At 63.5% G+C, this 3,132-nt stretch carries 5 protein-coding genes; all 5 read right to left on the reverse strand.

Going from position 1 to position 3,132, the window contains the following annotated elements; all coding sequences use genetic code 11:
• Positions 1–158: 158 nt before the first annotated feature.
• Positions 159–803 (reverse strand): exonuclease domain-containing protein, encoded by a 645-nt coding sequence (locus tag G1C97_RS11965; protein WP_169241950.1) that lies wholly within the window; start codon positions 801–803, stop codon positions 159–161.
• Positions 800–1,216 carry an HNH endonuclease gene (locus tag G1C97_RS11970; RefSeq protein WP_205832645.1) on the reverse strand — a complete coding sequence of 139 codons (417 nt, stop codon included), beginning with the start codon at positions 1,214–1,216 and terminating at the stop codon, positions 800–802. The genes G1C97_RS11965 and G1C97_RS11970 overlap by 4 nt, the downstream gene beginning before the upstream one ends.
• Entirely contained in the window at positions 1,213–2,220 is a 1,008-nt protein-coding gene (locus G1C97_RS11975) for a hypothetical protein (RefSeq protein ID WP_169241951.1), read from the reverse strand. Before G1C97_RS11975 ends, G1C97_RS11970 begins: the two co-directional genes overlap by 4 nt.
• A gap of 24 nt (positions 2,221–2,244) precedes the next feature.
• Positions 2,245–2,658 (reverse strand): hypothetical protein, encoded by a 414-nt coding sequence (locus G1C97_RS11980; RefSeq protein WP_169241952.1) that lies wholly within the window; start codon positions 2,656–2,658, stop codon positions 2,245–2,247.
• 12 nt (positions 2,659–2,670) lie between these two features.
• Positions 2,671–3,132 (reverse strand): single-stranded DNA-binding protein (gene ssb / locus G1C97_RS11985; protein WP_169241953.1); only part of this gene is annotated, 462 nt, incomplete at its 5' end.

Consider the following 3,132-nt stretch of genomic DNA (forward strand, 5'->3'; position numbering starts at 1 on the left):
TCTCACGATCCGTGTTCTTGCGGTTCACGCCGGCCTTATACGCCTTGCGCGAGGCAAGACACGCGCCCAGCCGGGTGATGCCGGTGGGGCGCTCGCCGTTGTCGGGGTAGGGGTAGCGTTCTTCGATTTCGTTGGTGATGATGTTCATTGCTTGTTCCTTATTCGGTCTTCTCTTGTGCGGTGCGCAGCAGGTCGAGGTAGGTGGTGTAGTCGTTGCGGTCTCGTGTGATGCAGTCGGTGACCCTGTGCGTGCCGGCATGATCCTTGTAGGGGTTGTTGCCTAGGGCGGTGTCGGCGAGGCGGAAGCTGGTGAGGTCTTGTTTCCTGTGGTTGGTGAAGTCCCTGAGCCAGTCGGGGTGGATGTAATCGGCGAGTTGGTTGGTGAGCAGGTCGATGTCGTAGTCCACGTTGGTGCCCGCTGGGTGGAGTTCGTATTGGCTGGCTTGATCGGCGAGGAATTCGCTCAGGTCGAGGGCGGTCTGTCGGTAGCCGATCAGGTCGGGTTCGCCGTCCATGACCTCGTCCCAGAGTCCGTTGTCCAGGTGCATGCGCAGGACGGTGGTGTCGAGGTCGTAGAGGCTGAGTTTGTCGGGGCGTACCGGGCGGATGTACCGGTCGTGTTCGGTCGCGCCGTCCATGCTGGTGACGATCATGCCGATCTCCAGGAGTTTCGCATTGGTGCGGCTGATGCCGGTGGTTTCGGTGTCGATCCACAGGAGCATGTGGGGTTTCTTGGGTGGTCGGGGCGGGTCGAGGGGTATCGATTGGCCGCTGACGGTGAGCGAACGGGTGGTGGTGTTCATTGGTTGGTTCCTTTCGGATGGTGGATGTCGGGGATGTAGCTTGGCATGCCTTCCGGCGGTTGGACGGGTTGGCGTTGGCCGTCGTCGTCGAGTTGCTGCCAGCCGTGGCGCGGATAGTAGACGGGGACGCCGGTGGGGGTTTGCCACGGGTGGACGAGGTAGCCGAGCTGGTAGGCGATGGTGCCTGCTTGGTCGTGTACCCAGCCGTGGCAGCCGTCCGAGCCGCTGCCGCATAACGGCAGCAGGTTGCCGGCTTGGTGGAGCCCCTTGTATCCGTGGCCTTGGCTGCGTTTGAGCCGGTGGTGGATGCTGTACCCGCTCCAATACGAGTCGATGTTTCGGCCGCAGATGGCGCACTTCCAGCCGTCCCGGCCGAGCACTTGCCGCCGGGTTTCGGGTGTCGGCCCGCTCATGATGGTTTTCCTTTCCGTGTGAGTTCCGCCACGACGTGGCGGGCTTGGGCTTCGGGGTTGCCTCCGGCTTTGACGTTGGCCCAGAACGATCCGACGATCGAGCCTTCGAAGCTGCCTTCGGGCACTTGGCTGAGGATGTGCTCTTGGAGCCATTGCTCGTCGCAGATGCCCCATGTGTACCGGGGTTTCGGTGGCGTGGGCAGCCAGTCGAGGTATGCGCCGTTGGTGAGCCATCGGCTCATGTTGGGCGCGTACTGGGGTTGGTCGATGGTCTTGGCGTAGGAGATGACCGCGCCGATCAGGTTCGCTGCCGACACTGCCGGTATGCCGTCGAGGCCTTCGAGGGCTGCGGCGAACGCGGTTTCGGCCTCGCGCCGCGAGCCGGTGTGCCTCGGGTAGGCGTTCCACGCCGTCGTGAACGGGTCGAGCATCGCCGTGGCCTCGACTTCGGCGATCGACACGGTTTGCTTCGATCCCGGCCCGGAGGGGTTAGGGGAGGTTTTCGGTTCGGTAATCGGCTCGGTATCCGGTTGCTTGGAATCTGCTTCACGGTTGCTTAAGCCGTCGTGAAGCATTTGCTTCGTTTTTGCTTCGCTTGATGTCGAAGCAAGTGCTTCCGTTTTGCTTCGTCGTGAACGTCCAGAGGCCAAACCCCCGGCACGGCCAGCGGCGGCGCGTTTTTCCTTGGTCTCCTTGCTGGCCGAGTATTTGCCGATGCCGCCCGGCTCCACGATCCGCCATGCGTCGGCGCCGACCTGTTCCCACACTCCGGCCTGTACGAGGTCGGCGATGATCGTGGTCAGTTTGCGCGGCGAGGGCGGTTTCATGCTCAACGACAGCACCGCTTTGATGCGTCTGAACGTGAAACTGCCGTCGAAGTCGGGCGAGCCGATCTGACGGCCCACGTAGCTCGCCATGAACGCGAACACGCCCACCGACTCGCAGTCAAGCAGTTCGGCCGTGGGCGAGTCATAGAATCGGTCGTCTATCTGAAACCATGTCATCGTCAACCTCTCTCAAGGGGTGGGTTATTTGATCTCGCCGGTGTCCGGATCGACGGCCTCCCCGCCGTCTCCCCCATCACCGGTGACGGGCAGATCATGGAACGGGTCGAACGATCGCTCCAAGTCGTCGCGCATGATCCGCCGGCGAGTATCGGTCGGATAGGTCATCAGATCATCCATGAGCGTGGCCTCATCGATGATGTGCTGCGCGGCCGCATCCGCGTCATACAACGCCTCGACGTAGGGGCTGATGCCCCTGTACCTCTCGACGTATTCGTCCTTGGTCTCGCATTCCAAGAGACGCGCCGCCTTGACACGGAACGCGCTGGCGGCCTTCTTGATCGCGCCGGCGGCGGCCGACAGGGGCAGGAGCTGCAACGGGGTGATCTCGTCGGGTATGAGCGAGTCCTGTATCCCCTTGTCCTTCTTCTTTGCCATGAATGATCCTTTCTAGAATTCCGGGTCGCCGGCCGGATCGGCCGTCGTGAACGGGTCCGACGTGTAGCCGCCGTTGGCCCACGGATCGCCCGTCGGCTGAGCCTGCGATGCGGCCGGCCGTGGCGCGGCGGGCGGGTTGCCGGCGGGGTTGCCGTAGGCGGTGCCGCCCGAATACCCGCCGTGATTACCGCCGCCCTGCTTCATGACCTGCGCGGTCGCGTAGCGCAGGCTGGGGCCGATCTCATCCACGGTCAGCTCCATGACGGTGCGGTTCGTGCCGTCCTGAGCCTGATAGGAGCGCTGCGAGAGCCGGCCTTGGGCGATGACGCGCATGCCCTTCGCACAGGTTTGGGCGACGTGCCGGGCCATGTCGTTCCACGCGGCGCAGCGCATGAACAGGGCCTGCCCGTCCTCCCACTGGTTCGTCTGGCGGTTGTGGTTGCGGGGCGTCGAGGCAATCGTGAAGTTCGCCAC

This window comes from Bifidobacterium olomucense (assembly GCF_012932375.1).
Classification (GTDB): domain Bacteria; phylum Actinomycetota; class Actinomycetes; order Actinomycetales; family Bifidobacteriaceae; genus Bifidobacterium; species Bifidobacterium olomucense.

What these genes read in the sequence shown, in the direction of transcription:
- G1C97_RS11975 (WP_169241951.1), bottom strand. Translation starts at nt 2,220, where the DNA reads ATGACATGGTTTCAGATAGACGACCGATTCTATGACTCGCCCACGGCC.
- G1C97_RS11965 (WP_169241950.1), bottom strand. Translation starts at nt 803, where the DNA reads ATGAACACCACCACCCGTTCGCTCACCGTCAGCGGCCAATCGATACCC.
- G1C97_RS11970 (WP_205832645.1), bottom strand. Translation starts at nt 1,216, where the DNA reads ATGAGCGGGCCGACACCCGAAACCCGGCGGCAAGTGCTCGGCCGGGAC.
- G1C97_RS11980 (WP_169241952.1), bottom strand. Translation starts at nt 2,658, where the DNA reads ATGGCAAAGAAGAAGGACAAGGGGATACAGGACTCGCTCATACCCGAC.